Consider the following 21,373-nt stretch of genomic DNA (forward strand, 5'->3'; position numbering starts at 1 on the left):
GCAGAGCCCTTAAATATGACGCGGACAGCCTGTAAGCCGGATTCTGTCTCAGCGGGAAACCCGCCGTGGATAACCATTCCTCTAGGCCGGCTGTTACCAGACGGCTCAAGCTGCCAACCCGGGTTCTCAGGCTTGAGCGACCTTGCGGGCGGTATGCTTGCGCACAACAGACCCCGCGTAGAACCCCTATTTGGCATTGCTCCCGGTGGGGCTTGCCGTGCCGCTCACGTTGCCGCTCGCGCGGTGGGCTCTTACCCCACCGTTTCACCATGACCTCCGTATAGAAGGCCGTCTCTTCTCTGTGGCGCTGTCCCTGGGGTTGCCCCCGCCGGGCGTTACCCGGCACCGTTGCTCAAGGGAGTCCGGACTTTCCTCCCCTCCCCCCAAAGCGAACCCCGAGAGAAGCGGCGGTTATCCGGCCATCCGCGTCGAAGTGCGACTTAGGCGGTCAGCTTGCCATGGTCAATGGGAAAGCGGGTGGCGAGATCGCGCGCCAGTGTCATATCGCGACCATCGAGCGGTCCGTGATGATGCGGGCGAAAGCGGCTTCTAAAGGCGGGCAAGAGCGCCTCAAGTGGCGTTTCCGGGTATCCGAAGGCCTGCAAGTCTTGTACAAATCGAACTTCATCGGGCTTGAATTCCGCCACACCTTTCGGAAAAACGGACAAATCCTGCAAAGCCAGTCTTTTCCAGTCAAACCGGGGGCCGGGGTCGATCTTGCGCTCTGGCGCCATGTCGGAATGGGCGATCACCCGCTCCGGCGGGATCGCGTGACGCACCAGAATATCCGCCAAAAGCGCCTCCAGCGCGTCCATCTGCGCGGCGGCGAAGGGCGTCGTGCCCGCGTTCGCCAGCTCAATCCCGATGGAGCGCGAATTCACATCTGTCACATCGCCCCACTGCCCCGCACCGGCATGCCAAGCCCGCATTTCTTCATCGACGAGGCGAAACACCTGCCCCTGCTCGCAAATCAGATAATGCGCAGACACCTCATGCTCAGAGGAACACAGCCGCTCCAGAGCCGCCTCGGCGGTTGCCATGGCCGTGTAGTGGATCACCACCATATCAGGTCGCGCGCCGTCACGCCGTTCGCCGAAATTCGGCGACGGGTGCTCTTGGATCACAAGTTCAGAGGGCATCTTAGCGTTTGGCGGCCAGACGGAACGGCGCCGGGTCCCAGCTACAGGCAAAGCCATCGCCATCGGGATCGAGGCCCTGCGGGTTCTTTTCAGGCCCGCCATGTTTCAGGAAATATTCCTGCGCCAGATCGGGGGACGGGTATTTCGCACAATTGCGCGCGGCGCGCGATTCGGCGCCGGGGATCAGACGGGAATAAAGCGCCTGACCGACGCTGTTGGTGGTCGAAAGCGCGAATTCCACAATGATACCCGCATCCGAATTCGGACGCGACGGAAGGGCCGTCGGCTGAATCGTCACATAGGCTTCTTTGTTGGCGGCGACGAGGGCGGCGTCCTCTTCGATCGAACGCTCAGAAGACACGGCAGAGAAGTCATTTTCGGATGAGATGCCGACCGCATTGGTGACGGCGGAGGGCGCCGGGCCCGTGGGCGCGGCACTTCCGGCCTCTGCGGCGTCGATGGCGGCAGAGGCCTCGGCGGAGATCGCTTGAGTGTCGAGGCTGGAGGCTGTCCGCCCTGCCACGCTGCCTTCTCCGCCCGCAATCAACTGCGCCTCGCGGTTGGCCTGATAGTCGGCATAAGAGCCGAAACCGACCCCGGAGCCGCTGTCGGGAACCGGGGTTTCACAGGCAGCAAGCGCGGCCAAAGAGATCAGAGCAACAGTCAGGCGCATGGGGGCAAAAGCTCCAAAAGAGGCGAATTGAACCGCCTCTTACCACCATTTTTCAGGCTTGGAAACAAAGCCTGCGGCGCCTTCAAGCGAATGCGCGATATTCAGCAGATCGCCCTCTTCCCACGGCTTGCCGATGAGCTGAAGCCCCAAAGGCAGGCCGGAGGTCGAGACGCCCGTGGGCACGGAAATGCCCGGCAGACCCGCGAGGTTCACGGTCACGGTGAAGACGTCGTTCAGATACATCTGGACCGGATCGGAATCGGAGACCTCGCCCAGACCAAAGGCCGGGGACGGTGTCGCGGGCGTCAGGATCGCGTCGATCCCGGCGGCAAAAGCGTCTTCGAAGTCCTTTTTGATCAGCGTGCGGACCTTGCGCGCCTTGTTGTAATAGGCGTCGTAATAGCCCGCCGACAAAACATAGGTGCCGACCATCACGCGACGCTGCACCTCATGACCGAACCCTTCGGCGCGGGTTTTCTCGTACATGTCGTCGATGCCATCGCCCGCCGCCAGCGTGGCGCGGTGGCCGTAGCGCACGCCGTCATAGCGCGCGAGGTTCGACGAGGCCTCAGCCGGTGCGATGACGTAATAAGTCGGCAGCGCGTATTTGGTGTGCGGCAGAGAAATATCGACGATCTCGGCGCCTGCGTCCTTGAGCATCGCGGCGCCATCGTCCCAAAGCTTGACGATCTCATCCGGCGTGCCCTCGAGGCGGTATTCTTTCGGGATACCGATTTTCTTGCCGCGAATGTCGCCGGTCAAAAGCGCCTCGAAGTTCGGCACGGGCAGATCGGCGGATGTCGAATCTTTCATGTCGTGACCACACATGGCCTCCAACATGATCGCCGCATCGCGCACGGATTTGGTCATCGGACCGGCCTGGTCCAGAGAGGAGGCAAAGGCCACAACACCCCAGCGCGAGCAACGCCCGTAGGTCGGTTTGATGCCGACGATGCCAGTAAACGCGGCAGGCTGGCGGATCGAGCCGCCGGTGTCGGTGCCGGTCGCCGCCAAGCAAAGATCGGCGGAGACGGCCGCAGAGGAGCCACCCGAGGAGCCGCCCGGCGTCAACGGGGTCTCTTCATTGCCCCGGCGCCACGGGTTGACCGCATTGCCATAGGTCGAGGTCTCGTTCGAGGAGCCCATGGCAAACTCGTCCATGTTGAGCTTGCCCAACATGACGGCGCCCGCGTCAAACAGTTTCGACGTGATGGTGGACTCGTATTCGGGTTTGAAGCCTTCGAGGATCGCCGAGGCCGCCTGTGTCGGCACGCCTTTGGTCGCAAACAAATCCTTGATCCCGATCGGCAGACCACACATCGCAGGCGCATCGCCAGCGGCGAGGCGCGCATCGGCGGCTTTGGCCTGTTCACGGGCGATCTCGGGCGTGTTGTGCACAAAGGCATTGAGCGCACCGGCGCCTTCGATCTCTGACAGGCAAGCCTCGGTCAGATCAGTAGAGGTGAAATCTTTCGCGCGCAGACCGTCACGGGCGGCAGAGAGCGTGAGTTTATTGAGATCAGACATTATTCCACCACCTTCGGCACTGCAAAGAAGCCCTCGCGCGCGTCGGGCGCGTTTTTCAGGATTTTCTCCTGCATATTGCCATCCGTCACACCGTCCTCGCGGCGTTTGAGACGCTGCGGCGTCACCGAGGTCATCGGCTCAACGCCTTCGACATCCACTTCGGAGAGTTGCTCGATAAAGCCGAGCACAGCGTTGAATTCCGAGGCCAGCGCCGGAAGCGCGTCTTCCTCGACGCGGATGCGGGCGAGCTTGGCCACCCGGCGGGCGGTATCGATGTCGATGGACATGGGGCAATGCTCCGTAATCTTGGTCACATGAGGCTTTAGCGCCCCAGCGCGCGGCCTTCAAGCATATGCGTAAGATAAACATGGATCATCCAACCCAACATGAGCGCGTTGAGGATGTGCCAGAGGAAATGCGTGCCCAAGGGGAGACCTGCGCAGATCGGCTCATCGAGCCAGCGCATGGCGATGGAGAGACAAAGGATCAGCGCACCGACAGTCAGACCACGTGCGGTGCGGGGCGCGCGGTGCCGCAGGAGGATCGCATAGATAAAAATGAGCATCGGCACGGGCGCATAGGCGGCGGAACTGCCGAGACCGAGGTTCGAGAACAGCGGTACGGTGGCGGCGGCGTAGGGAAAGAACAGCAGCGTCACAAGCACGGATTTCCATGTCTCAAGCCCGAAATAATCCCGGGTCGCCGCAAAGACATAGAGCAGAATGAACAGAAGGATCGGCAGCGTGTCCGCCATCGCGCCCCACCGCGTCGCCGTGGTGTGAAAGGCGAAAGATCCGAGGCCGATCACGAACAGCACGACCGCCAAAGCACGCGACATGGGATAGGCCCTCGCGCGCGGCCAGATCACCAGTGCCGCGATCAAAAACGCCGCATTTGTCAGCGCATTGACCGGCTCCGACCAGAATGTGAAATCCGTCCGTTCGCAATAGGCATCAATCTGTTCGTTCCACATGGACCTGTCGCTTTCTTGTGCTAGCTTCTGAGCGAAACATAGGGAGACATCTGATGAAAATCACCTGGCTTGGCCATTCCGGCTTTCGCATCGAGATCTCTGATCAAGTCCTTCTGATCGACCCGTGGCTGGCGGGCAATCCGGCCTTCCCCGAGGGCCGCGAGGCAGAGGCAACGACGGGTGCGACAGCGATTTTCCTCACCCATGGTCATGGCGATCATGCCTCGACCACCCTCCCCGTCGCGCAAACCACGGATGCGATGATCTATTGCATCCACGAGCTGTCGATCATCCTCGGCAAAGAGGGCGCGCAGGTCACGGGATTTGGCAAGGGCGGCACGATCACGCTTGGCGAGGGCGACGATGCGGTCACCGTCACCATGGTCAATGCCGTGCACTCGTCCTCCATCGATTTCAAAGACGGCGCGCCGCAATATGCGGGCGATCCAGCGGGCTTTATGATCTCTGGCGAGGGCCACACGATCTATGTCTCAGGCGACACCGACATCATGGCCGATATGGAATGGTTTGCCGATCTGCACCAACCCGACATCGGGCTTTTGTGCGCGGGCGGGCATTACACGATGGACATGAAACGCGCCGCCTATGTGTGTCAAAAGTTCTTTGATTTCAAAACGGTGATCCCGTGCCACTGGGGCACCTTCCCGCTTTTGGCGCAGAGCTGCGATGAGCTTGTTTATGCGCTGAAAGACGGTGTGGTGAAGGTGCCCGAGGTTCTGGTGCCGATTGAGATCTAAGCTCTACTGTTCCGACGCGCGCGCCTCTAACACGTCGAGCACAAGCTCCTGCGCCTCGCGCACCGCCTCGTCCAGCGCGCGTCGGAACTCTTCCATTGCGGCCTCTGTCGCGACCTTGTCAAATGGCGTGGCGGTGCCGGTTTCGACCACGTCGCGACGGGCGTCGATGACGGCGCGCACTTTCGGCGACAGGCTGTCTTGGTTGTCCTGCAAATGCGCCCGCAAATCGCGGCGGATGTCACTGGGGAACGCGGGCGGCGGTCCGGCGTCGTCGCCCATCAAGGTGACGCGCACCTGCTGAAACCGCCAGACGGCGCCCAAGGCAACGGCATTGCCCAAAAGCGAGACGGCCAGAACGCCGATCAAGGCGATGCGCCCCTTGGAGACGCGATGCGGGCGTTTTGCATGAGACATCAGAAGCCCCCCATCACGGACAAGAGATCGCCAAAGGCAAACCAGGCCAGAACCCCGTCGCCGATCGCACTTGACGAGAGGACATAGCCCAGCGCCACGCCAATCGCCATCAGCCCACCAAAGCCCAAAGCCCAGGGCAAAGGTTCGGAGAGCACGTCGCCTTGGGGATCATGGCGCGTTCGGTTGACGGTGACGGTCTGGCTCAGGACCGCGCGGGACAGTTCCGCGACATCCTCATCCTCGGGGTGGGCGAAAAGTTCGGAGAGCGCGCGGTCAAATTCCGCATCGCTCGCCGTCGTCGTGTTGTCATGATCCGACATGATGAATCACTCCTCCAGTTCCAGCCGGGCCCTGAGCGTCGCTCGAGCGCGCACCAGCAATTGTTCCACCGCCCCCTCGCTCGTGCCGAGCGTCATTGCGATCTCCGCCCCCGAAAGCTCCCCTGCGGCCTTGAGCAGGATCGCCTGTTTCTGCCGGGTCGGCAATGTGCGGATCACGGCCTGGGTCTGCGCCAATCTCTGGCGCGCGCCGTATTCCACCTCCGCCCCCGGCGTGTCGTCTTCCGGCTCCGGCATGCTGTCGATCCCGACAAACCGCCGAAAGCCCCCCCGCCTGTTGTGATCAATGCACAGATTGACCGCGATCCTGTAGAGCCAGGACGACACAGCGCCCTTGGAGGGATCGTAGCGTTCCGCATAGCGCCAGGCACGCAAGAACACCTCTTGTGCGACATCTTCGGCCTCCGAGGACACGGTCAGCGACTGCGCGGCATAGCGCCGGATGCCCGGGCCGTAGATCGCAATCAACCGCGCCAAGGCCGCACGCTCGCCCCGGGCCAGCGCCGCCATCACGGCTTTTGCATCTGCCTGCGTGGGAGGCTGATGAGCGGTCATCACTGCGGCTCCGGTTGAGAGGGGCGAGAAGATGTCAACAGAGGTACCATGAAACACAGAAGTGACGCGTTAAAATGTTGGCCCGGACCACCCGTGAAGTAGAGGGGGGATGGAAATGGCGATCCGGGCCAGACCCCGCGTCAGCGGGATACGTTGAGGCCACGCTCGCGGGTGGTCCCCCCTGCGGGGCCCGTCACAGTCGCGGTGACATCGGTGCCGTTGCCGTCGGTCGTGCGCACCACACCGCGCGAGACGCTTTCGCCCGTGGCCGTCGTGCCGGTGGTCACCGATTCACAGCTCACGATCTGGTTGCCCTGAATGCAGGTGTGTTCTTTCGACACTTCGCCGCCGTTGTTGGTGGTCACGGTCAGGCCACGGGCAAAACCCGGCGTGGCGGCCATGAGCGGCACGATCAGGGAGAGGGCGCAGAGGGATTTGGTCACAGTTTTCATCGTTAAAGTCCTTTGGTTTCGGCCATTTGGCCATGTCTATTGATCCGCTGTCGCGGGGGTGAGGAAACAAGATCCGGCTTTCAGGTGTTATCTTGCGGGACGGGTGAGGTGATTAGTCCCCCGCGGTTAGTATCCGGCCTGCGCGAGAAACTTCGAAACGCGGGTGATTTCCTTGCCGGCCAGAACACCATCGTTGTTGACGTCCGCCTTTTGGAACCCGGGGGCGACGGCGAGATACTCGGTCTGCGTCACCGCCCCGTCGCCATTGGTGTCGCGCACCATGACGCGTTTACCGGAGACATTGACGTCCTTGGCGGCGGCGAGACTGTCGATCTCGGCCAAGGTGACAGAACCGTCGCCATCGGCATCGAGCACCTTGAAGCTGTCGATTTGCAGCTCCTGAAACTCGGCGCGGGTCAGCACGCTGTCGCCGTTGGAGTCATAGGCCATCACATTCGTCGCGGCGATGGCAGGCACGGCCAGCCCCAGTGTGCAGATCGTGGCGCAAAATGTTGCCCCGATCAGGGCGCGGTATCGGATGCGCATTTGGTTACTCCTTTGCGGCGTCGATACTCATAATACGGGCGCTATAGGGGGTCCCTACGCGGGGTTTTGCATTTTTTGGAAGTTTTTGGGGAGGCTTTGGCCGCGCCCCTCGCCTTGTGACAGGCCCGCATTTGCGCTAAGACGCGTTCAGGCGAACCGCCTCCCACATCCGTGAAACCTCCGCAGGCCCAACCGCATTCTCGCGCGTTGTCTTGCTGTGCTTTGCCTCAGGTCCGAATATGTTCGAAATCTTCCTGTCGCGCCACGAGCGGCTTTTGAAAAACACCGCCCTCGTCCTCGGCATCACCTCCACCGTGGCGATCGTGCAGAATTGGTATCCGCTGAACCTGTTCCTGTCCCTGCCCTTTTGCCTGATCTGGATGGCGATGGGATGGCTGCACAGCGAACGCCAGCTCAAATGGATCAACATCCTTTTCGCGGGCTTCTACGTCTACGGCATCGGCCGCTACATGGTGATCGGCGCTTAACGCTTGGCGGCAAAAAACGCCTTGAGCATCGTCTCGGCCTCCGCCCCCGCGATCCCGTCATAAATCTCCGGCGCGTGATGGCACTGCGCATGGGTGTAGATTTTCGCGCCATGCGCCACGCCGCCGGATTTCGGATCGGAGGCGCCATAATAGAGCCTGCGAATGCGCGCGTTGGAAATTGCCGCTGCACACATCGGACAGGGTTCCAAGGTGACATAAAGATCAAACCCCGGAAGCCGCTCCTGCCCCAAGGCAGCACAAGCCGCCCGAAGTGCCACGATCTCCGCATGCGCCGTCGGATCATTGTCTTCCCGGGTTCGATTGCCGCCCCACGCGACGATCTCGCCCTCGGGCGACACGACAACGGCGCCCACGGGCACCTCGCCACGGGCCTGTGCCAGCCGGGCCTCTTTCAAGGCCTCATCCATATAAGAGCGAAACGACATGCCCTTTCCTGCCGTGCAAATCTGTCGAGCGCAAGCCCGCCGCACGCCCACCGCACGCCCAAGACGAGCGCGGACATGACAGATTGCCGCAGCGGGACCTAAATTGATGCACATCAAAGTTTTAAGACACTGCCCCTGACATCTGTGCAAAGGCGCGCAACGCCGCGCTCAAGACAGTTTGGGACATACAAGATGAACAAGACTTCCGTAATGGCCGCCACCGTGGCCCTCGCCCTCGCCCTGCCGACATTTGCCTTCGCGCAAGAGGCTGGCACGATGACCCTCGGTCTCGGTCTCGGCAGCGTGATGCCGAACTCCGACAATGGCACCATTTTGGGCACCACCGATCTCAATGTCGGCGACAACCTGCGCCCGACCGTCACCTTTGAATATTTCATCAAAGACAACCTCGGCATCGAAGTCCTGGGCGCCTGGCCGTTCCAACATAACATCCGCGCGTCTGGCATGGGTGAGATCGGCTCGACCCAACACCTGCCGCCGGTGGTCTCTTTGCAATATCACTTCGACACCGGCTCGACCTTGACCCCCTTCCTCGGCGTCGGTGTGAACTACACCGCCTTCTTCGACGAGACCGCCAAAGGCGCCATCGCGGGCCGCGATCTCGATCTCTCCGACTCTTGGGGCGTCGCGCTTCATGCCGGTTTCGATTACCAGATCAGCGAACGCGGGGCCCTGCGGACCGATGTGCGCTGGATCGACATCGACAGCGATGTAAAACTCGACGGCGCCAAAATCGGCAAGGCCGAGATTGACCCTTGGGTCTTTGGCGTCTCCTACGTCATGAGCTTCTAAGGCTCAGAAACCAGCAGGATTGAGTGTGGCGGCCCCGGTGTGGGCCGCCTTTTCTCTTTCCATAAGGCCCCGCGCGGAGTATGAGCGCGCCAACGAAAGGCCATTCCCATGACTGACACGCCCAACACTCCGAAAAAGACCCCTCCCGGCGACCGCATCGCCAAGGTGCTGTCGCGCGCCGGCATTTCCTCGCGCCGCGAAGCCGAGGCTTTGATCGAAGAGGGCCGCGTCACGGTGAACGGGCGCGTTGTCGCCTCGCCTGCGCTCAATGTGCTGCCGAAGGACAAGATTTTCGTCGATGGCAAAGAGGTTGGCGAACCGGAGCCGCCGCGGCTTTGGCTCTATCACAAACCTCTGGGTCTGGTGACCTCGTCCAAGGACGAAAAGGGGCGCGACACGGTGTTCGATCAGCTGCCGAAAGAATTGCCGCGGGTGATGTCTGTCGGGCGCTTGGATTTGAACTCCGAGGGGCTTTTGCTGTTGACCAACGATGGCGAGCTGAAGCGCAAACTCGAATTGCCCGACACCGGCTGGCTGCGCAAATATCGCGTGCGCGTCAAAGGCACCGCAACCGAAGCCATGTTGGAACCGCTGCGCAAGGGCGTCACCATTGATGGCGAGCATTTCCAACCGATGGAAGTGGCCTTTGATCGTCAACAAGGCGCCAATGCTTGGCTCACCGTCGGTCTGCGCGAGGGCAAGAACCGCGAGATTCGCCGCGCGATGGAGCACATCGGCCTCACCGTGAACCGCCTGATCCGCCTCTCTTACGGTCCCTTCCGTTTGGGCACCTTGCAGCCGGGTCAGGTCGAGGAAGTGCGCGGTCGTGTGCTGCGTGATCAGCTTGGCATGGACCTTGAGATCGGCGAAGGCGGCAAAGTCAAACGCACCGTCGAGCGTGGTGGCAAGCCGGGCGGTCCGCGCAAAGAGGTGCGGGGTCGCGATGATGCCCGCGGTGGTAAACCGGGGGGAAAACCGGGCGAAAAACCAGGCGGCAAGCCTTTTGGCAAACCGGGTGGCAAACCCTCCTTTGGGGATCGGGACCGCAGCGAGCGTGATGGCAACCGGGGCGGCAAACCGCCGTTCAAAGGCAAACGTGACGGCGACGAAGGGTTCAAACCGCGCAGCCAGGGCTTCAAGCGCCGAGAGGACGGAGATGCGAAACCCGGTGGGTTCAAACCGCGTGGCGAAGGCTTCCAAGGCAAACGCGGCCCGGGTGGCAATCGGGATCGTGATGGCGAATTCAAACCGCGCGGCGAAGGCTTCAAGGGCAAGCCACGTGACGGCAAGCCGGGCGACAAACCCTTTGGTGGCAAACCGGGCGGCAAGCGGGACGATCGGAATGAGGAGCGCGGCGGCAAGCCGGGCAGCTTCAAATCCCAGGGCTTCAAATCCCACGGCGGCGGGCGCGACGGCAAACCGCGCTCGGCCGGGTTCAAATCCCACGGCGGCGGCGCAGGCAGATCTGCTGGCGGTTCCGGAAAACCCGGCGGTTTCTCAGGCAAGCCGGGCGGTAGCAGAGGCGGCAAACCGCCGAAATCAGGCCGCTGAACCAAAACTGAGGGGGAAAGCGCGACAAGCGCTCCCCTTCACCCTTTCACCGGGTGCGATTCCTTTCTATATCTTAAGGCAAGAACCGCTTTGGAAAGGGTGCCCATGAGCGACAGCGTGTTTTCAAAACTCGCCTATTATCTGTTGGTTGCGCTGACGTTTTACGTGACGATCAAGGCGCAGGGCCTGTGATGGCGAAACGCTACGGGTCCACTCACTCCCCGAAAGGCAATCTGTCCGACAGGCCCCTCACAGACGGGGACCGCGAGACGGCGGCCCCTGCCGCGCGTCCGTTCGATGGCAAGAAACCGACCCGCGTCGGCGCGCGCTCGAACCTGTTGTTCTTTGCGGCTATCCCCTTGGCGTGGAAGGCTTTTACGGCGGAGCCTGTCACCATGGCCGGCTATCTGGCGGCGCTTGGCTGTCTCGTCGGCGCAGCATTCCTGACCCGCGAGGGGTTGAAGGCCGAAGAGGCTTACGAGGCGCGCAAAGTGTCTCGCCGCCCGGCCATTCCGCGTAAAATCTTTGGCTCCGTGTTGACCGGGCTGGGGTTGGGCCTCGTCGGCTGGTTTGGCTGGGGGCCGCTTGAAACGGTGATTTTCGCCGTGCTGGGCGTCATTTTGCATAGCCTCGCCTTTGGCCTGGACCCGTTGAAAAACAAGGGCTTCGACGAAATCGACCTGTTCCAACAGGACCGTGTCGCCAAGGCGGTGGATGAGGCCGAGGCACATCTCACAGCCATGCGCACAGCACTTGAGCGCACCGGCGACCGGCAGGCACAGGATCGGTTGGAAAAGTTCATCGCCACCGCACGGGCCATGTTCCGCACGGTCGAGGACGACCCGCGCGATCTGACGGCGGCGCGCAAATATCTTGGCGTCTATCTCTTGGGCGCGCGCGATGCGACGGCGAAATTTGCCGATCTCTGGAGCAAAAGCCGCAATGTCGAGGCGCGCGACGATTGGTTCGCGCTTTTGGACGATCTAGAGGCGAATTTCGACGCCCGTCATAAAAAGTTGCTTTTGGACGATAAAACGGACCTCGACATCGAGATCGAGGTGCTGCGCGACCGTTTGGCGCGCGAAGGCGTCACACAAAATATCACGTCATGAGTTTGAATTAGGGGAACCGAACATGTCCGACACCATCCGCCAACAGGCCGAAGCGGCCTTGAAAGACGTCGAAGAGGTCACCGCCGTCGTGCTGGCCGAGCCGAAGGGCGAGCTGATCGACCCGACGACCATCGAGGCCCCTGTGGCGGCCGAGGTCGAAAAGGCGAAATCCGAGATCGACATGCATGACACAAACTCCATCGTGCGCTTCGGTTCTGCGGCGCAGGCCGAGTTGCAGGTGATTTCGCAGGCGATGTTGCAGGACGTCAAGAACAAGGACGTGGGGCCTGCGGGCGATAGCTTGCGTTCCATCGTGACGACCATTCGCGGCTTTTCCGTCTCTGAACTGGACGTGCGCCGTGAGCGCAGCTGGTGGGAGAAACTTCTGGGCCGCGCCGCGCCGATGGCGAAATTCGTGGCGCGTTTCGAAGATGTGCAAAGCCAGATCGACAAGATCACCGACAACCTGCTGACCCATGAGCATAAATTGCTCAAGGACATCAAGTCGTTGGACATGCTCTATGACAAAACCCTGACCTTCTACGACCAGTTGGCGATCTACATCGCGGCGGGCGAATTGAAGCTCAAGGAGCTGGACGAGACTGACATTCCGGCGCTGGCCGCCGCCGTCGATGCCGCCCCCGAAGAAGATCAGGTGATCAAGGCGCAGGAGCTGCGCGATCTGCGCGCCGCGCGCGATGACCTTGAACGCCGGGTGCACGATTTGAAACTGACCCGTCAGGTGACGATGCAATCCCTGCCCTCAATCCGTCTGGTGCAGGAAAACGACAAATCTCTGGTGACGAAAATCAACTCGACGCTGGTGAACACCGTGCCGCTTTGGGAAACCCAACTGGCACAGGCCGTGACCATTCAGCGCTCGTCGGAAGCCGCGAAATCCGTGCGGGAAGCGACCGATCTCACCAACGAATTGCTCACCGCCAACGCCAAGAACCTGCGCGAGGCCAATAAGGTCGTGCGCGAGGAAATGGAGCGCGGTGTCTTCGACATCGAGGCCGTGAAAACCGCCAACGAGGAACTCGTCGCCACCATCGAAGAGAGCCTGCAGATCGCCGACGAAGGCAAGCGCAAACGCGCAGAAGCCGAGGTCGAGCTCAAGGCGATGGAAACGAAGCTGCGCGACACGCTGGCCTCTGCCAAGGCGACCGGCAACGCCTCTGGCCCCTCTGTGCCTGCGTAAATGCGCACGCGGGTGGGACATAGGATTGGCAAAGGCGTGAGCGGGCTGGCCCTGCTCGCGCCTTTGGCTGTGCTCACCGCCTGCGTCCAAGCGCCCGACGTCAAACCCCTGCCCCGCCCTGCGGCTGCGGTGCGGCCGATCGTTCAGGCCCCGCCCGAGCGCAGCAGCGAGAGCCTTGCGCTCGAAAGCTATTACGCGCGGGTAGAGAATGATCTTTTGGGCCATGAATTGCTCCGCACCGATGGCGGTGGGCCGGACACGCCATTCAACGCCCGGCAACTGGCCGCGAATTTCGAAGCTGTTGCTTTAAATGACGAATACACCTCGGTGAACGGGCAATTCGTGGCGCAGATGACGCCCTCGAACCTGCATCGTTGGCAGGTGCCGGTGCGTGTGGGGCTTGAGTTCGGCGCCACCGTTGCGCCCGAGACCCGGGCCAAGGACGAAGCCACTGTCAACAGCCTGATCGCGCGACTGGCGCGCGCCTCGGGCCATTCGATCACCCGCTCGTCTCAGCCGAATTTCCACGTGCTGGTGCTCAATGAAAACGAACGCCGTGCCATCGGGCCGCGACTGGCGCAGATGATCCCGGGCATCGGTCAGGACGCCATTCGGTCTGTCGTCAACATGCCGCGTTCGTCCTATTGTCTGGTGGTCGCCTCTGATCCGGCCAATGATGGTGCCTATCGCTCGGCGGTGGCGATCATTCGCGCGGAACATCCCGACTTGCTGCGCAAATCCTGTTTCCACGAGGAAATCACCCAGGGCCTCGGCCTTGCGAACGATAGCCCCTATGCGCGGCCCTCGATCTTTAACGACGACGAAGAATTTGCGCTTTTGACGCGGCACGACGAGCTGCTTTTGCGCATTCTCTACGACCGGCGCCTTGCCCCCGGCATGCGCCCGGAAACCGCCCGCCCGATTGCGACCCAGATCGCATATGAGCTGATGGGCGAGGATATTTGACCAACAGGAGGCCCCATGGGTATTTTCGATTTTCTTTCCGGCGAATTCATCGACGTCATCCATTGGACAGACGACACACGCGACACGATGGTGTGGCGGTTCGAACGCGAAGGCCATGAGATCAAATACGGTGCCAAACTGACGGTGCGCGAAGGTCAGGCGGCGGTGTTCGTGCATGAGGGGCAGTTGGCGGATGTCTTTACGCCGGGTCTTTACATGCTCGAGACCAACAACATGCCGATCCTGACGACGTTGCAGCATTGGGATCACGGGTTTAAATCACCGTTCAAATCCGAGGTCTATTTCGTCAACACCACGCGGTTCTCTGACCTGAAATGGGGGACGAAAAACCCGATCATGTGCCGGGATCCGGAATTCGGTCCGGTGCGTCTCAGGGCCTATGGCACCTACACGGTCAAGGTCGCCGATCCGGCGCTGTTCCTGACCGAGATCGTCGGCACGGATGGCGAGTTCACCATGGACGAGATCTCCTATCAGATCCGCAACATCATCGTGCAGTCCTTCTCGCGCATCGTTGCGGGCTCGGGCATTCCGGTTCTGGACATGGCGGCGAACACCGCCGATCTGGGCAAGCTTGTGGCCACGGAAATCTCCAAAGTGGTCGCCGAATACGGCCTGACCATCCCGGAATTCTACATTGAAAACATTAGCTTGCCCGAGGCCGTTGAGGCCGCGATGGACAAGCGCACCTCGATGGGCATCGTCGGAAATCTCGACAATTACATGAAGTTCAACGCCGCCGAAGCCATGGGTGCGGAAAACTCCGCCATGGCGGCGTCGATGGGGGCTGGCATGGGGGCCGGGCTTGGCATGGGTATGGCGCAAACTGGCCCTTGGGGAGCGCGTCCCGCCGCCGCAGCCCCAGCGGCACAAACGCCGCCGCCTCCGCCGCCGGTCGAACATGTTTGGCACATCGCAGAGAGCGGCGAGACCAAAGGGCCTTATTCCAAGGCCGAGATGGGTCAAATGGCCGCGAAAGGCGCGCTCAAGCGCGAGACCTTTGTCTGGACGCCGGGCCAAGACGGCTGGCTCAAGGCCGAAGAGGTCACGGAGCTGGCTCAGCTCTTCACCATCGCGCCGCCGCCCCCGCCGCCGGGCGCCTAAGCCAATCTGGCCAAGCCACCTGATTTGAGCGCCCTACGCAGCCTTGCGCGGGGCAAAATTTGCGAAGAGGGAGCGCGCAATGTGCCAATCACGCTTAAAAGACAGTGTTACGGCGCCTCGTGTCCAGTCTCCGCGGTGCCAGTCTCCGCGGGTCAGCTATCCCTGCGATCCCAGCCCCTCGGAACAGGCGCTTGCGGAGCTGGGCCTGGCGATGAGCGGCGCCGGACCGCTGGCCGCTGAGGCCCTGTCGGATATGGCCAGTTGGGAACGCTCGAACCACCCAAGCGTGGTCGGGCGTGCGCATATCCTCGACGCTCTGCGCCAGCTTACGCCGCCCGCCAGCCTGTCGGTCACGCAGATCACCGTGGAGGGCAAAGCCGCCACGATCACGGGTCGTTTGACCCGTGACGGACATGGGCTCTTTCTGTTTTGCCAGATATTGCGGTTCACAACACCGGAGCGCAGTCAGATCGCGCAGATCATCAGCGTCGAGCAAAAGGAACGGTGATGCGCCGCCTCATACCGCCTCCACACCATCCCCCTTCACATGAAGGTTTTGAAATCCTGTCGCCAGTCGTTGAGATTGAGCACAAGGGAGTTGGTCAGACGCCGAAAAGACGGCGCCTCGTAAAGTATGCGCGCCGCATCGCGATCGCTTTTTTCGACCTCGACCGCAATTTTCCCCGCCTCGTGATGAAACCGCGTGTGCAGCCCCGCGATCATCTCGAATTTCTCCATGGCGGGGTTTTGCGCATCCGGGCGCAGCTGCGCCAACCACTTGCCAAAGTCGCATTTGTCGTTGCAGGAAATCTCGTCAGACGTTTTCTCCAATTGCCCCTTGTCGATACAGTCCGACAATTTGCGACGCCACGCGGTATGCGCACAAATGGCGTCCCTGATCTGCGTCTCGCCTTTGATCTCCCGAGCGGTCATATTGTCTGTCTCCCTAAATCGAGCCATGGTCTGCCTCTCCATCCCACAAGTTCTTTAACGCCGGATAAATGCTCATGAAATTAGGCACTTCCTCCGAACCCGACATGGTAGAACATCGGTTCCCCTGCACCACCTGTGGCGCGGATATGCGGTTCGATCCGGCGAAGGGGCTGTTGTCTTGCGACCATTGCGGCGCCACCGAAGCGCTGGACACCAGTAATGCGCGCGCCCCGCGTGAGATGGATTTCCAAGCTGCGCTTTCGGCCCAAATCCCCCAGCAAGACATGGAAGAAACGCGCGTCGCGCAATGCCCGAACTGCGGGGCAGAGGTGGAATTCGACGCGGATTTGCATGCCACCGAATGTCCGTTTTGCGCCACGCCTGTTGTCACGGACACCGGCGCACATCGTCAGATCAAACCGCATGGGTTGCTGCCCTTTGGATTGACCGAAGAGGCGGCGCATGACGCGATGTCTGATTGGCTTGGCAGTCTTTGGTTCGCGCCCAACGGGTTGAAATCCTATGCCCGCAAAGGGCGCCGGATGTCCGGTGTTTACCTGCCCTATTGGACCTTCGATGCTCAAACGGCCACGCAGTATCGCGGCGAACGTGGCGACGATTACTACACCTCGCATAGCGTCACCCGAAACGGCAAACGCCAAACCGTGCGCAAGCGTCACACCCGCTGGCGGGCTGCCGCAGGACGTGTCTCTCGGTTTTTCGATGATGTCCTGGTGCTGGCCTCCGGCGCCCTGCCGCGTCAGTTTTCAGAGGGGCTTGAGCCTTGGGATCTCTCGGAACTTGAACCCTATATCCCCGATTATCTCGCGGGCTTTCGCGCCACCGCCTATTCGGTGCCTCTGGAAGACGGCTACAAGGACGCGCGCGATTACATGGACCGAGTGATTTTGCGCGATGTGAAATTCGACATTGGTGGGGATCGTCAGCGCGTGCATGACATGGACACTGCCGTTTCTGCGGTGACCTTCAAACACATCCTCCTGCCGATCTGGATGGCGGCCTACAAATATCGCGGCAAAACCTATCGGTTCGTCGTCAACGGTCGCACAGGGCGGGTGCAGGGCGAACGTCCCTATTCCGCGTGGAAGATTGCCTTTGCAGTCTTGGCGGGGGCGATTGTTGCTGCCGTCATCGGCTATATTATCGCGATGAACCAATAAGTCTGGCGGCGGCTTCTGCTGCGCATTTACTCGGGCGGGCTTTGCATGCTAGCGCTATCAAAGATCAATCATGGAGGAAGAGATGATCCTTTGCGCCGGTGAAGCCCTGATCGACATGTTGCCTCGCACTTCGACGCAGGGCGAAGACGCCTATGCGCCCTACGCAGGCGGGGCCGTGTTCAACACTGCTGTCGCTTTGGGGCGGCTTGGGGCGGAAGTGGGCTTTTTCTCTGGGTTCTCTGAAGATTTCTTTGGCGATCTTTTGAAGGCCAAACTCGCAGAGAGCCATGTGAACACATCTCTGGCCGTCACCGCCAACCGCCCTTGCACCGTCGCTTTCGTCAAGCTGGTCGATGGCCATGCGACCTATGCCTTCTACGATGAAAACACCGCCGGACGGATGTTGACGGAGGCCGATCTGCCCGCCCTGCCCGACACTGTGGACGCGCTGTTCTGCGGTGGCATCTCCCTGCCCGTCGAGCCCTGTGGTGCGGCCTATGAGGCGCTGTTTGTTCAGGCGGCGGCCACACGCGTCACCATGATGGATCCGAACATTCGACCCGGTTTTATCCGCGATGAGGCCCGTTATCGTGCACGATTGGAACATATGCTGGCCCACGCCGATATTGTGAAACTCTCCGACGAGGACCTCATCTGGCTGATGGGCGAGGGTGACATCGACGCCCATATCGCCACTCTTTTGGGCATGGGGGTGAAACTTGTCTGCCTCACCATGGGCGCGGATGGCGTCAAAGGTGTCACTGCGCGCGGCACCACCCATGTGGCAAGCACCCGCGTCGAGGTGGTCGACACTGTCGGCGCCGGCGACACCTTCAACGCGGGGCTTTTGGCGGGGTTGCAACGGGCGGGTAAATTGACCAAAGACGCGATTGCCGCGCTGGACGAAGAGGCGCTGCGCGCCGCTCTCACTTTGGGGGCACAGGCTGCGGCGGTCACCGTGTCCCGCGCGGGCGCAAATCCGCCATGGCAACATGAACTGGCAACATGAATTGGAGACCCTGTCGTGAGAGCCCTCATCCAACGCATTTCAGAAGCCGCCGTGCGCGTCGATGGCGAGACTGTCGGTCAAAGCGGCCCCGGTCTTTTGGTGCTGGTCTGCGCCATGCGCGGCGACACCGAGGCGCAGGCGGATAAATTGGCCGCGAAGATCGCCAAGCTGCGGATTTTTCAGGATGATGCCGGCAAGATGAACCTCTCCGTGCGCGACATCGGCGGCACCGCTTTGGTCGTCAGCCAGTTCACTTTGGCCGCCGAGACCAAGGGCAACCGCCCAGGTTTCTCCACCGCCGCCGCCCCGGACGAGGGCAAGGCGCTCTATGACTATTTCACTGACCGTCTGGTGGCCGAGGGCGTGCCGTCTGAAAAGGGCATCTTTGGCGCGGATATGAAAGTCTCGCTGATCAATGACGGGCCGATCACAATCTGGCTTGATACGGACGCCTGAAACTGGGGCGTAGACGCCTCCCCCATGGACCTTTGCCGCGCTTTGTCCTAAATCGCCTGCAAAGAAAGGGCTCATCCGTGGCGCAGACACTCGTCAAACAGATCGCATCCGAAGAGGACACGGCGCAGATCGCCTCTGCGCTGGCGGGTCTCTTGCGTCCAGGAGATGTCGTGCTTTTGGATGGCGCCTTGGCGGCGGGTAAGACGTTTTTCACCCGCGCCTTGGTCCGTGCGCTCGGCTCAGGTGAGGCGGTGACCAGCCCGACCTACACGATTGCGAATATCTACGAGACACCGAAAGGGCCGGTTCTGCACGTTGACGCCTATCGTTTGAAAGGCGCGCAGGAGTTCTATCACCTTGGTTTGGAAGAGTATTTCGACACCGGAATATCCGTGATCGAATGGGGCGAACGGATTGCCGATTACTTCGATGCGCCGCTGTCGATCCGCATCGGCTTTGGCGATCAGGAGACAGAGCGACAGGTGACATTCACCGCAGAGGCCCCGCGTTGGATGCCGGTTTTGGAGGCTCTGAAATGACGATGACCCTGCTCATTCAGGCCTCAAACGGCGTGCCTGCGCTGGCTTTGGGGCGCGGCGGTCAGATCGTCTTCGACTCATCGAAAGATGAGACGCTGAGCGGGTCGCGCGAGTACCGCATGCTGCTGGAAACCGGGCTTGCGGCCTGTGGCGGTGCCCTGTCAGACCTAAGCCTCATCGCCTGTGACATCGGCCCCGGCGGTTTGGGGGTGACGCGCACAGCGGCGGCTTTCGCCAATGCGCTTGGCTTTGCGCGGGGCATCCCGGTTCTGTCCCTGCCGGCGTTCGAGCTTTTGGGCGCGGAGGTCAGCAGCGGAAAACCGGTCGCGATCCTGCGCCGCGCGGCGCGTCCGCATGTGCATTTCGGGATTTTTCGGGATGGAAAACTTGCACATTACGAACATTGTCTTGAGAAATCTGCCCTAAAACAGCTTTTAAACTTGGATGATTACGATCTCGCCGGGAATATCGAGGTGGAGGGCCATGACGCGCCCGTCACCAATATGGCGGCCATGAACACGATGCTCGAACGGGCCTTGGACGCTGCAACACCCGGCCCAGAGGCCCGCGCTTATCCCATCGTCGAGGTGCTCGAATGATGCCCTCTTCCGATCAGATCGCCGAGGTTCTCGGCTCCGGCGGCGTGGTGCTTTTGCCCACGGATACGGTGCTGGGCCTCGCCGCTTCGCCCGCACACGCGCAAGCCATTGAAAAGATTTACACACTCAAGCAACGCCCGCGTGACAAGAACCTGCCGATCATGGTGGCGGGCGCCGACCAGATCGCGGGCCTCGGCGCGGTGCTGTCTGAGGGTGCTTTGAAGCTTCTGGCGAGCGCATACGTGCCCGGTGCGCTGACGCTGGTTCTGGCGCTCGATCCGATGCTGGTTCCCGCGTGGCTGATCGGGCGCAGAGAGATTGCTGTGCGCATTCCGAACAATGTTCTATTGCTCGAAGCGCTTGAAAAATCAGGACCTTTGATGGTGACCTCGGCCAATCGCTCCGGCGCAGAGCCGCCCGCAACGACGGAAGAGGCCGCGGACCAACTCTTTGGCGCGCCCGACCTCATCGTGCCGGGCAAAGGCGCGGCCCCTGCCCCCTCGACCATCGTCGATTGCACCCGAGACCCGGTCGTCATTCTGCGCCATGGGGTGGTGTCCGAGGCACAAATTCACGAGGTGCTGGCATGAGCGATTTGATCCTAGGCATCGAGACCTCTTGCGACGACACCTCTGTCGCTTTGGTGGACCGCACAGGCCATGTCGCCGCGATCCAGACCGTGTCGCAATTCGAAATTCACGAGGCTTTTGGCGGGGTCTACCCGGAGCTGGCCTCTCGTGCGCATCTCGAAGCAATTCTCCCAACGATTCAATCGGTTATGAAAGAGGCTTCGGTGACGCCGAGGGACCTGACCGCCATCGGCGTGACCCGTGGCCCCGGCCTCATCGGGTCGCTTTTGGTCGGACTGTCGACGGCGGAGGCGCTGTCGCTGGGTTGGGGCGTTCCAGCTTACGGTGTGAACCATTTGCGTGGACATATCCGCTCGGTAGAGCTTGAGAGCGGCAAGACCGAGTTCCCCGCCGTGATCATGCTGGTGTCTGGCGGGCATACATTGATTGCCGAGTTGAAAGACGCCTGGTCCTATCGCCTGCTCGGCTCGACGCGGGATGACTCGGTCGGTGAAAGCTATGACAAAGTGGCCCGTATGCTGAACCTCGGGATGCCAGGCGGCCCGGCGATTGATAAGGCGGCAAAGGCGGGCGCCCCCGTGTTGCGCCTGCCACGTCCGATGAAGAATGACGCTTATGAGTTCTCGTTTTCCGGGCTGAAATCCTCGGTCGCGCGGCATATCGAAAAGCACCCGGAAGTGTCGGTCGAGGATATGTCGGCTTCATTCGTGGCGGCCTGTATGGATGTGCTGACAGCCAAGGCGGATCGCGCTTTGGCGGAGTGCAAACCGAAGTCTCTGGTCATTGTCGGGGGTGTCGCCGCATCGCCGCAACTGCGTGAGGCGATGGGGAATGTGGCCGCGAAACATGGCGTCGAGCTGTGCCTGCCGCCGATGAAATGGGCGACGGACAATGCGGCGATGATCGCCATGGCGACATGGGATTATGTCGAGCGGGGTTTGCAGCCGGGGTTGATGCCAAAGCCGAACCTCAGCCTTGAGACACCTTAA

General features: G+C 61.3%; 28 protein-coding genes and 1 other RNA gene. 16 read left to right on the top strand and 13 right to left on the bottom strand.

Annotation, left to right across the window (positions count from 1 at the left end; all coding sequences use genetic code 11):
• Nucleotides 1-16: 16 nt before the first annotated feature.
• The 6 genes from rnpB to ACN0X0_RS03325 all read right to left on the bottom strand — a co-directional run bounded on the left by rnpB (nucleotide 17) and on the right by ACN0X0_RS03325 (nucleotide 4,312).
• Nucleotides 17-427, bottom strand: an RNA gene (rnpB, locus tag ACN0X0_RS03300) — RNase P RNA component class A.
• A 13-nt stretch (nucleotides 428-440) separates the two neighbouring features.
• Nucleotides 441-1,139 carry an N-acetylmuramoyl-L-alanine amidase gene (locus ACN0X0_RS03305; RefSeq protein WP_417277992.1) on the bottom strand — a complete coding sequence of 233 codons (699 nt, stop codon included), beginning with the start codon at nucleotides 1,137-1,139 and terminating at the stop codon, nucleotides 441-443.
• Between the two features lies 1 nt (nucleotide 1,140).
• Nucleotides 1,141-1,812, bottom strand: coding sequence for a hypothetical protein (locus ACN0X0_RS03310; protein WP_417277993.1), 672 nt, complete (start codon nucleotides 1,810-1,812; stop codon nucleotides 1,141-1,143).
• A gap of 39 nt (nucleotides 1,813-1,851) precedes the next feature.
• On the bottom strand, nucleotides 1,852-3,339 hold the full coding sequence (gatA, locus tag ACN0X0_RS03315) for an Asp-tRNA(Asn)/Glu-tRNA(Gln) amidotransferase subunit GatA (RefSeq protein ID WP_417277994.1): 1,488 nt from the start codon (nucleotides 3,337-3,339) through the stop codon (nucleotides 1,852-1,854).
• Nucleotides 3,339-3,626, bottom strand: coding sequence for an Asp-tRNA(Asn)/Glu-tRNA(Gln) amidotransferase subunit GatC (gene gatC / locus ACN0X0_RS03320; RefSeq protein WP_417262759.1), 288 nt, complete (start codon nucleotides 3,624-3,626; stop codon nucleotides 3,339-3,341). The genes gatA and gatC overlap by 1 nt, the downstream gene beginning before the upstream one ends.
• Before the next feature lie 35 nt (nucleotides 3,627-3,661).
• Nucleotides 3,662-4,312, bottom strand: coding sequence for a ceramidase domain-containing protein (locus ACN0X0_RS03325; RefSeq protein ID WP_417277995.1), 651 nt, complete (start codon nucleotides 4,310-4,312; stop codon nucleotides 3,662-3,664).
• A 53-nt stretch (nucleotides 4,313-4,365) separates the two neighbouring features.
• Here ACN0X0_RS03325 and ACN0X0_RS03330 point away from each other — a divergent pair, with 53 nt between their 5' ends.
• Complete coding sequence (locus ACN0X0_RS03330) at nucleotides 4,366-5,070, top strand: metal-dependent hydrolase (RefSeq protein ID WP_417277996.1); 705 nt, start codon at nucleotides 4,366-4,368, stop codon at nucleotides 5,068-5,070.
• A gap of 3 nt (nucleotides 5,071-5,073) precedes the next feature.
• Here ACN0X0_RS03330 and ACN0X0_RS03335 read toward each other — a convergent pair whose 3' ends face one another.
• The 5 genes from ACN0X0_RS03335 to ACN0X0_RS03355 form a co-directional block, all read right to left on the bottom strand.
• Nucleotides 5,074-5,484, bottom strand: coding sequence for a hypothetical protein (locus ACN0X0_RS03335; protein ID WP_417277997.1), 411 nt, complete (start codon nucleotides 5,482-5,484; stop codon nucleotides 5,074-5,076).
• Nucleotides 5,484-5,804, bottom strand: coding sequence for a hypothetical protein (locus tag ACN0X0_RS03340; RefSeq protein WP_417277998.1), 321 nt, complete (start codon nucleotides 5,802-5,804; stop codon nucleotides 5,484-5,486). Before ACN0X0_RS03340 ends, ACN0X0_RS03335 begins: the two co-directional genes overlap by 1 nt.
• A 6-nt stretch (nucleotides 5,805-5,810) precedes the next feature.
• Nucleotides 5,811-6,377, bottom strand: coding sequence for an RNA polymerase sigma factor (locus tag ACN0X0_RS03345; protein WP_417277999.1), 567 nt, complete (start codon nucleotides 6,375-6,377; stop codon nucleotides 5,811-5,813).
• A 140-nt stretch (nucleotides 6,378-6,517) separates the two neighbouring features.
• Nucleotides 6,518-6,829, bottom strand: coding sequence for a hypothetical protein (locus tag ACN0X0_RS03350; protein WP_417278000.1), 312 nt, complete (start codon nucleotides 6,827-6,829; stop codon nucleotides 6,518-6,520).
• A 126-nt stretch (nucleotides 6,830-6,955) separates the two neighbouring features.
• Nucleotides 6,956-7,375 (bottom strand): EF-hand domain-containing protein, encoded by a 420-nt coding sequence (locus tag ACN0X0_RS03355; protein ID WP_417278001.1) that lies wholly within the window; start codon nucleotides 7,373-7,375, stop codon nucleotides 6,956-6,958.
• A gap of 239 nt (nucleotides 7,376-7,614) precedes the next feature.
• On the opposite strand from ACN0X0_RS03355, the gene ACN0X0_RS03360 reads away from it, so the two are divergent.
• Nucleotides 7,615-7,863: a peptidase gene (locus ACN0X0_RS03360; protein WP_417262751.1), complete on the top strand. Its 249-nt coding sequence runs from the start codon at nucleotides 7,615-7,617 to the stop codon at nucleotides 7,861-7,863.
• On the opposite strand, the gene ACN0X0_RS03365 is transcribed toward ACN0X0_RS03360, so the two are convergent.
• Entirely contained in the window at nucleotides 7,860-8,309 is a 450-nt protein-coding gene (locus tag ACN0X0_RS03365) for a nucleoside deaminase (RefSeq protein WP_417278002.1), read from the bottom strand. The two genes, ACN0X0_RS03360 and ACN0X0_RS03365, sit on opposite strands and share 4 nt — an antisense overlap.
• Nucleotides 8,310-8,501: 192 nt before the next feature.
• Here ACN0X0_RS03365 and ACN0X0_RS03370 point away from each other — a divergent pair, with 192 nt between their 5' ends.
• The 7 genes from ACN0X0_RS03370 (at nucleotide 8,502) to ACN0X0_RS03400 (ending at nucleotide 15,585) form a co-directional block, all read left to right on the top strand.
• Complete coding sequence (locus ACN0X0_RS03370; RefSeq protein ID WP_417262749.1) at nucleotides 8,502-9,122, top strand: OmpW/AlkL family protein; 621 nt, start codon at nucleotides 8,502-8,504, stop codon at nucleotides 9,120-9,122.
• Nucleotides 9,123-9,230: 108 nt separating this feature from the next.
• On the top strand, nucleotides 9,231-10,673 hold the full coding sequence (locus ACN0X0_RS03375; protein WP_417278003.1) for a pseudouridine synthase: 1,443 nt from the start codon (nucleotides 9,231-9,233) through the stop codon (nucleotides 10,671-10,673).
• A 191-nt stretch (nucleotides 10,674-10,864) separates the two neighbouring features.
• Nucleotides 10,865-11,785, top strand: coding sequence for a 5-bromo-4-chloroindolyl phosphate hydrolysis family protein (locus ACN0X0_RS03380; protein ID WP_417278004.1), 921 nt, complete (start codon nucleotides 10,865-10,867; stop codon nucleotides 11,783-11,785).
• A gap of 22 nt (nucleotides 11,786-11,807) precedes the next feature.
• Nucleotides 11,808-12,986 (top strand): toxic anion resistance protein, encoded by a 1,179-nt coding sequence (locus tag ACN0X0_RS03385; protein WP_226549445.1) that lies wholly within the window; start codon nucleotides 11,808-11,810, stop codon nucleotides 12,984-12,986.
• A complete protein-coding gene (locus ACN0X0_RS03390; protein WP_417278005.1) occupies nucleotides 12,987-13,952 on the top strand; it encodes a DUF2927 domain-containing protein in 966 nt (321 codons plus the stop codon).
• 15 nt (nucleotides 13,953-13,967) lie between these two features.
• The gene (locus ACN0X0_RS03395; RefSeq protein ID WP_417278006.1) at nucleotides 13,968-15,077 is read left to right on the top strand and encodes an SPFH domain-containing protein; all 1,110 of its coding nucleotides are present in this window, start codon (nucleotides 13,968-13,970) and stop codon (nucleotides 15,075-15,077) included.
• A 79-nt stretch (nucleotides 15,078-15,156) separates the two neighbouring features.
• Nucleotides 15,157-15,585 (top strand): hypothetical protein, encoded by a 429-nt coding sequence (locus ACN0X0_RS03400; protein WP_417278007.1) that lies wholly within the window; start codon nucleotides 15,157-15,159, stop codon nucleotides 15,583-15,585.
• Between the two features lie 35 nt (nucleotides 15,586-15,620).
• Here ACN0X0_RS03400 and ACN0X0_RS03405 read toward each other — a convergent pair whose 3' ends face one another.
• Nucleotides 15,621-16,010 carry a CZB domain-containing protein gene (locus ACN0X0_RS03405; protein ID WP_417278008.1) on the bottom strand — a complete coding sequence of 130 codons (390 nt, stop codon included), beginning with the start codon at nucleotides 16,008-16,010 and terminating at the stop codon, nucleotides 15,621-15,623.
• Between the two features lie 74 nt (nucleotides 16,011-16,084).
• On the opposite strand from ACN0X0_RS03405, the gene ACN0X0_RS03410 reads away from it, so the two are divergent.
• The 7 genes from ACN0X0_RS03410 (at nucleotide 16,085) to tsaD (ending at nucleotide 21,373) form a co-directional block, all read left to right on the top strand.
• Complete coding sequence (locus tag ACN0X0_RS03410) at nucleotides 16,085-17,191, top strand: primosomal protein N' (replication factor Y) - superfamily II helicase (RefSeq protein ID WP_417278009.1); 1,107 nt, start codon at nucleotides 16,085-16,087, stop codon at nucleotides 17,189-17,191.
• Between the two features lie 82 nt (nucleotides 17,192-17,273).
• Nucleotides 17,274-18,200, top strand: coding sequence for a carbohydrate kinase family protein (locus ACN0X0_RS03415; RefSeq protein ID WP_417278225.1), 927 nt, complete (start codon nucleotides 17,274-17,276; stop codon nucleotides 18,198-18,200).
• 15 nt (nucleotides 18,201-18,215) lie between these two features.
• On the top strand, nucleotides 18,216-18,656 hold the full coding sequence (gene dtd, locus ACN0X0_RS03420; protein WP_417278010.1) for a D-aminoacyl-tRNA deacylase: 441 nt from the start codon (nucleotides 18,216-18,218) through the stop codon (nucleotides 18,654-18,656).
• A gap of 77 nt (nucleotides 18,657-18,733) precedes the next feature.
• Complete coding sequence (gene tsaE / locus ACN0X0_RS03425; RefSeq protein ID WP_417278011.1) at nucleotides 18,734-19,195, top strand: tRNA (adenosine(37)-N6)-threonylcarbamoyltransferase complex ATPase subunit type 1 TsaE; 462 nt, start codon at nucleotides 18,734-18,736, stop codon at nucleotides 19,193-19,195.
• Nucleotides 19,192-19,794 carry a hypothetical protein gene (locus ACN0X0_RS03430; protein WP_417278012.1) on the top strand — a complete coding sequence of 201 codons (603 nt, stop codon included), beginning with the start codon at nucleotides 19,192-19,194 and terminating at the stop codon, nucleotides 19,792-19,794. Before tsaE ends, ACN0X0_RS03430 begins: the two co-directional genes overlap by 4 nt.
• Entirely contained in the window at nucleotides 19,791-20,384 is a 594-nt protein-coding gene (locus ACN0X0_RS03435) for an L-threonylcarbamoyladenylate synthase (RefSeq protein WP_417278013.1), read from the top strand. The genes ACN0X0_RS03430 and ACN0X0_RS03435 overlap by 4 nt, the downstream gene beginning before the upstream one ends.
• On the top strand, nucleotides 20,381-21,373 hold the full coding sequence (tsaD, locus tag ACN0X0_RS03440; RefSeq protein WP_417278014.1) for a tRNA (adenosine(37)-N6)-threonylcarbamoyltransferase complex transferase subunit TsaD: 993 nt from the start codon (nucleotides 20,381-20,383) through the stop codon (nucleotides 21,371-21,373). Before ACN0X0_RS03435 ends, tsaD begins: the two co-directional genes overlap by 4 nt.

It is taken from the genome of Celeribacter sp. (genome assembly GCF_048270365.1).
Lineage (GTDB): Bacteria > Pseudomonadota > Alphaproteobacteria > Rhodobacterales > Rhodobacteraceae > Celeribacter.

Excerpts from the sequence above, each read along its gene's own strand:
- ACN0X0_RS03305 (WP_417277992.1), bottom strand. The coding sequence starts at position 1,139 with ATGCCCTCTGAACTTGTGATCCAAGAGCACCCGTCGCCGAATTTCGGC.
- ACN0X0_RS03310 (WP_417277993.1), bottom strand. The coding sequence starts at position 1,812 with ATGCGCCTGACTGTTGCTCTGATCTCTTTGGCCGCGCTTGCTGCCTGT.
- gatA (WP_417277994.1), bottom strand. The coding sequence starts at position 3,339 with ATGTCTGATCTCAATAAACTCACGCTCTCTGCCGCCCGTGACGGTCTG.
- gatC (WP_417262759.1), bottom strand. The coding sequence starts at position 3,626 with ATGTCCATCGACATCGATACCGCCCGCCGGGTGGCCAAGCTCGCCCGC.
- ACN0X0_RS03325 (WP_417277995.1), bottom strand. The coding sequence starts at position 4,312 with ATGTGGAACGAACAGATTGATGCCTATTGCGAACGGACGGATTTCACA.
- ACN0X0_RS03330 (WP_417277996.1), top strand. The coding sequence starts at position 4,366 with ATGAAAATCACCTGGCTTGGCCATTCCGGCTTTCGCATCGAGATCTCT.
- ACN0X0_RS03335 (WP_417277997.1), bottom strand. The coding sequence starts at position 5,484 with ATGTCTCATGCAAAACGCCCGCATCGCGTCTCCAAGGGGCGCATCGCC.
- ACN0X0_RS03340 (WP_417277998.1), bottom strand. The coding sequence starts at position 5,804 with ATGTCGGATCATGACAACACGACGACGGCGAGCGATGCGGAATTTGAC.
- ACN0X0_RS03345 (WP_417277999.1), bottom strand. The coding sequence starts at position 6,377 with ATGACCGCTCATCAGCCTCCCACGCAGGCAGATGCAAAAGCCGTGATG.
- ACN0X0_RS03350 (WP_417278000.1), bottom strand. The coding sequence starts at position 6,829 with ATGAAAACTGTGACCAAATCCCTCTGCGCCCTCTCCCTGATCGTGCCG.
- ACN0X0_RS03355 (WP_417278001.1), bottom strand. The coding sequence starts at position 7,375 with ATGCGCATCCGATACCGCGCCCTGATCGGGGCAACATTTTGCGCCACG.
- ACN0X0_RS03360 (WP_417262751.1), top strand. The coding sequence starts at position 7,615 with ATGTTCGAAATCTTCCTGTCGCGCCACGAGCGGCTTTTGAAAAACACC.
- ACN0X0_RS03365 (WP_417278002.1), bottom strand. The coding sequence starts at position 8,309 with ATGTCGTTTCGCTCTTATATGGATGAGGCCTTGAAAGAGGCCCGGCTG.
- ACN0X0_RS03370 (WP_417262749.1), top strand. The coding sequence starts at position 8,502 with ATGAACAAGACTTCCGTAATGGCCGCCACCGTGGCCCTCGCCCTCGCC.
- ACN0X0_RS03375 (WP_417278003.1), top strand. The coding sequence starts at position 9,231 with ATGACTGACACGCCCAACACTCCGAAAAAGACCCCTCCCGGCGACCGC.
- ACN0X0_RS03380 (WP_417278004.1), top strand. The coding sequence starts at position 10,865 with ATGGCGAAACGCTACGGGTCCACTCACTCCCCGAAAGGCAATCTGTCC.
- ACN0X0_RS03385 (WP_226549445.1), top strand. The coding sequence starts at position 11,808 with ATGTCCGACACCATCCGCCAACAGGCCGAAGCGGCCTTGAAAGACGTC.
- ACN0X0_RS03390 (WP_417278005.1), top strand. The coding sequence starts at position 12,987 with ATGCGCACGCGGGTGGGACATAGGATTGGCAAAGGCGTGAGCGGGCTG.
- ACN0X0_RS03395 (WP_417278006.1), top strand. The coding sequence starts at position 13,968 with ATGGGTATTTTCGATTTTCTTTCCGGCGAATTCATCGACGTCATCCAT.
- ACN0X0_RS03400 (WP_417278007.1), top strand. The coding sequence starts at position 15,157 with ATGTGCCAATCACGCTTAAAAGACAGTGTTACGGCGCCTCGTGTCCAG.
- ACN0X0_RS03405 (WP_417278008.1), bottom strand. The coding sequence starts at position 16,010 with ATGACCGCTCGGGAGATCAAAGGCGAGACGCAGATCAGGGACGCCATT.
- ACN0X0_RS03410 (WP_417278009.1), top strand. The coding sequence starts at position 16,085 with ATGAAATTAGGCACTTCCTCCGAACCCGACATGGTAGAACATCGGTTC.
- ACN0X0_RS03415 (WP_417278225.1), top strand. The coding sequence starts at position 17,274 with ATGATCCTTTGCGCCGGTGAAGCCCTGATCGACATGTTGCCTCGCACT.
- ACN0X0_RS03430 (WP_417278012.1), top strand. The coding sequence starts at position 19,192 with ATGACGATGACCCTGCTCATTCAGGCCTCAAACGGCGTGCCTGCGCTG.
- ACN0X0_RS03435 (WP_417278013.1), top strand. The coding sequence starts at position 19,791 with ATGATGCCCTCTTCCGATCAGATCGCCGAGGTTCTCGGCTCCGGCGGC.
- tsaD (WP_417278014.1), top strand. The coding sequence starts at position 20,381 with ATGAGCGATTTGATCCTAGGCATCGAGACCTCTTGCGACGACACCTCT.